This window comes from Hydrogenivirga sp. 128-5-R1-1, from assembly GCF_000171895.1.
Genome location: NZ_ABHJ01000068.1, coordinates 1 through 3621, shown reverse-complemented (window position 1 = coordinate 3621; position 3621 = coordinate 1). Strand labels below are relative to the sequence as shown.

2 protein-coding genes are annotated in these 3621 nt (G+C 31.2%); both read left to right on the top strand.

The window, feature by feature from the left end; translation table 11 throughout:
- Nucleotides 1-1430 (top strand): restriction endonuclease subunit S (locus HG1285_RS18890; RefSeq protein ID WP_008288419.1); only part of this gene is annotated, 1430 nt, incomplete at its 5' end.
- Between the two features lies 1 nt (nt 1431).
- The coding region (locus HG1285_RS05340) for an HsdR family type I site-specific deoxyribonuclease (protein ID WP_008288418.1) at nt 1432-3621 on the top strand (2190 nt) is incomplete at its 3' end.

Genomic DNA, 3621 nt, shown 5'->3' with positions numbered 1-3621 from the left:
GACTTATTCCGGAAGATTGGGAAGTTGTGAGGTTAGGGGATATTGCGGAAATTCAACAAGGCAAAACCCCCAAACGAGATTTATATGATGATAGAAAGGGCTATAGAATAATAAAAGTAAAAGATTTTGAAAACGAAAAATTTGTAAAGCATTATCCAAATGGAGAGAGGTCATTTGTAAAAGTAGATTTAGGAAATAGATATACATTGGAGCAAGGAGATATTTTAATTTTATCTGCTGGTCATTCTTCAAAAGTTGTTGGACAAAAAATTGGTTTTTATAATGTAAATTCTAATAATAAAGTTTTTTTTGTTTCTGAGTTGTTAAGAATTAGAGCTAATAATAAAACGAACCCTTTATTTTTATTTTTTTCAATTATTTCACAAAAAAGCAGAAAACAAATTAAGGAAGAAATAAAAGGTGGTCATTTATATCCCAGAGATTTAGTTAATCTTAAAATCCCCCTTCCCCCACTTCCTGAACAAAAAGCAATTGCAACTGTTTTAGACAAAATCAGGCAGGCGATAGAGCAAACAGAAGAAGTAATACAGGCAAATAAAGAGCTGAAAAAATCCCTAATGAAACATTTTTTTACTTACGGCGTCGTTCCACCTGAAGAAACAGACAAAGTAAAACTTAAAGAAACAGAAATTGGATTAATTCCGGAGCATTGGGAAATAAAAACATTAAAAGATTCTGTTGATTCTATTGAGTATGGCTATTCGGTTTCCATCCCAGCAAATGAAGACCAAAAGGGTATCCCCATAATCAGCACAGCTGATATAACAAAAGAAGGAAAACTTTTATACAATAAAATTAGAAAGATAAAACCTCCTAAACGACTTACAGAAAAATTAATTTTAAAAGATGGAGATGTTTTGTTTAATTGGAGAAATAGTCCAGAACTGATTGGAAAAACAACAGTTTTTGAAGCAGAAAAAGTTTCTAAAGATGATTTCTATATCTATGCCTCTTTTATTCTTAGAATAAGAAGTAAAGAAAGTGAATCTAATAATTTTTATCTAAAATATCTTTTAAATTATTATCGTGAGATAGGGACTTTTATAAAATTAGCTAGAAGAGCAGTTAACCAAGCGAACTATAATAGAAATGAAATTTATAATCTAAAAATCCCTCTTCCCCCAATAGACGAACAAAAACAAATCGCAAAAATTCTAAACAAAATAGACAACAAAATTGAAGCAGAAGAAAACAAAAAAGAAGCCCTTGAAAAGCTATTTAAATCACTTTTAAACAACTTGATGACAGGAAAAATAAGACTAAATAAAAATTTTATAGAAAAGTTTGAAAAAGAAGAAATCCATCAAAAGATGAAAGAACTTTCAAAAAAATTAAGTGAAGATAAAGAATATTTAGAAGAAATAAAAGAATTTGAAGCATTAAGCGATGAATTTATAGAGGAAAATTAAAATGAGCTTTGGAGATGAAAGGGGAGCTGTTCAAAATAAAATAATCCAATATTGTACCGATATAGGTTGGGAATATTTAAGCCCGGATGAAGCCCTGATTAAAAGAAACGGAGAAAACAACATAATCCTGAAAGAAATATTTACAGACCAGCTTTTAAAACTAAACCCAAAAATAAACTACGAGCATGCAGAAGAAATAATCAGAAAATTAGAGTGTATCCCCGCAAATATTGAAGGAAACCTGACAGCTTGGGAATATCTAAAAGGATTAAAACAGGTTTTTATATCAGATGAAAATAGAGAAATAGACATAAAACTGTTAGACACTAAAAATATAAGTAATAACACCTTCCACATAACAGACGAACTTAAATTTGTAAGCGGAAACAATACAAACAGATACGACATAGTTTTTTATATAAATGGATTTCCGGTTTTAATGGTAGAAACAAAAGCAGCCCACAAGATAGACGGACTTATTGAAGCATTGGAGCAGGTTAAAAGATACCACAGAGAAACCCCTGAAGCCTTAGCACTTTTACAATTGTTTTCAATAACCCACTTAATAGAGTTTTACTACTCTGCAACATGGAACTTTTCATCAAAAGATTTAAACAGATGGAAGCACAAAGACAGGTATGATTTTGAAAATCTGATAAAAACATTCTTTGATAGAAAAAATATAACAAAGATAATCACAGATTATATTCTTTTTACAAAAAAAGATGACAGATTAAACAAAGTAGTTTTAAAACCACATCAACTTAGAGCCGTTGACAAAGTAATAAAAAGAGCAAAAGACAAAAAGAAAAAAAGAGGTCTTATATGGCATACTCAGGGAAGCGGTAAAACATACACAATGATAACAGCTGCAAAACTAATATTAGAAAATCCCCAGTTTGAAAATCCAACAGTTATAATGCTTGTTGATAGGAACGAGTTAGAACAACAACTTTTTAATAATCTTTCCTCTGTTGGAATTGAAAATCTAAGGGTTGCACTTTCAAAGAAAGACCTTCAAAAACTGCTTATTGACGATTACAGAGGTTTAATAGTTTCTACAATCCACAAATTTCACCTTATGCCAGCAGATATAAACAAAAGAAAAAACATTTTTGTTTTTATAGATGAAGCACACAGAACAACAGAGGGGGATTTAGGAACTTATTTAATGTCTGCCCTTCCAAATGCAACAATAATAGGATTTACAGGAACACCGAGAGATAAAACAAAACACGGAAAAGGCACATTTATAACATTTGGGAAAGATGACCCGCCTTATGGATATTTAGACAAATACAGCATTTTAGAATCAATAGAAGATGGAACAACCTTAAAAATAAATTATGCCCTTGCAGAAAACTCTTTACTTCCGGACAAAGAAACACTTGAAAAAGAGTTTTTAAACTTGAAAGAGATTGAAGGTGTCAGCGATATAGAAACACTAAACAGAGCATTACAAAAATCTGCCACACTCAGAAACTTTTTAAAAAATAAAGATAGAATAAACAAAATAGCCCAGTATATAGCAAAGCATTTTAAAGAAAATGTTGAGCCGATGGGATATAAGGCATTTATCGTTGCAGTTGACAGAGAAGCATGCGCCATATATAAAGAAGCTTTAGACAAATACCTGCCCCCTGAATACTCAGAGGTTATCATAAGCAAATCACACAACGACCCACCTGAGCTTAAAAAATACCACTACACAGAGGAAGAAGAAAAATTAATAAGGAAAAAATTTAAAGAAGAAGAAAACCCGAAAATTCTAATAGTTACAGAGAAACTTTTAACAGGCTTTGACGCACCTATTTTATACGCAATGTATTTAGACAAACCAATGAGAGACCATGTTTTACTTCAGGCAATAGCACGGGTAAATAGACCTTATGAAGATGAGAACGGAAGGAAAAAGCCGGCAGGATTGATAATTGATTTTGTCGGAATATTAGACAACCTTGAAAAAGCACTTGCTTTTGATAGCAGCGATATAGAAGGGGTTTTAACAGATTTAGAAGTTCTAAAAGGGTATTTAAAAGATTTAATGGAAGAAGGAAGAATAAAATACCTGTCAATTCTAAAAGGGAAAACAGAAGACAAAGCTGTTGAAGAAGTTTTAAACCACTTCAAAGATGAAGAAAAAAGGCACAATTTTTATCAATTTTATGAAGAACTAAAATCAATATACGAA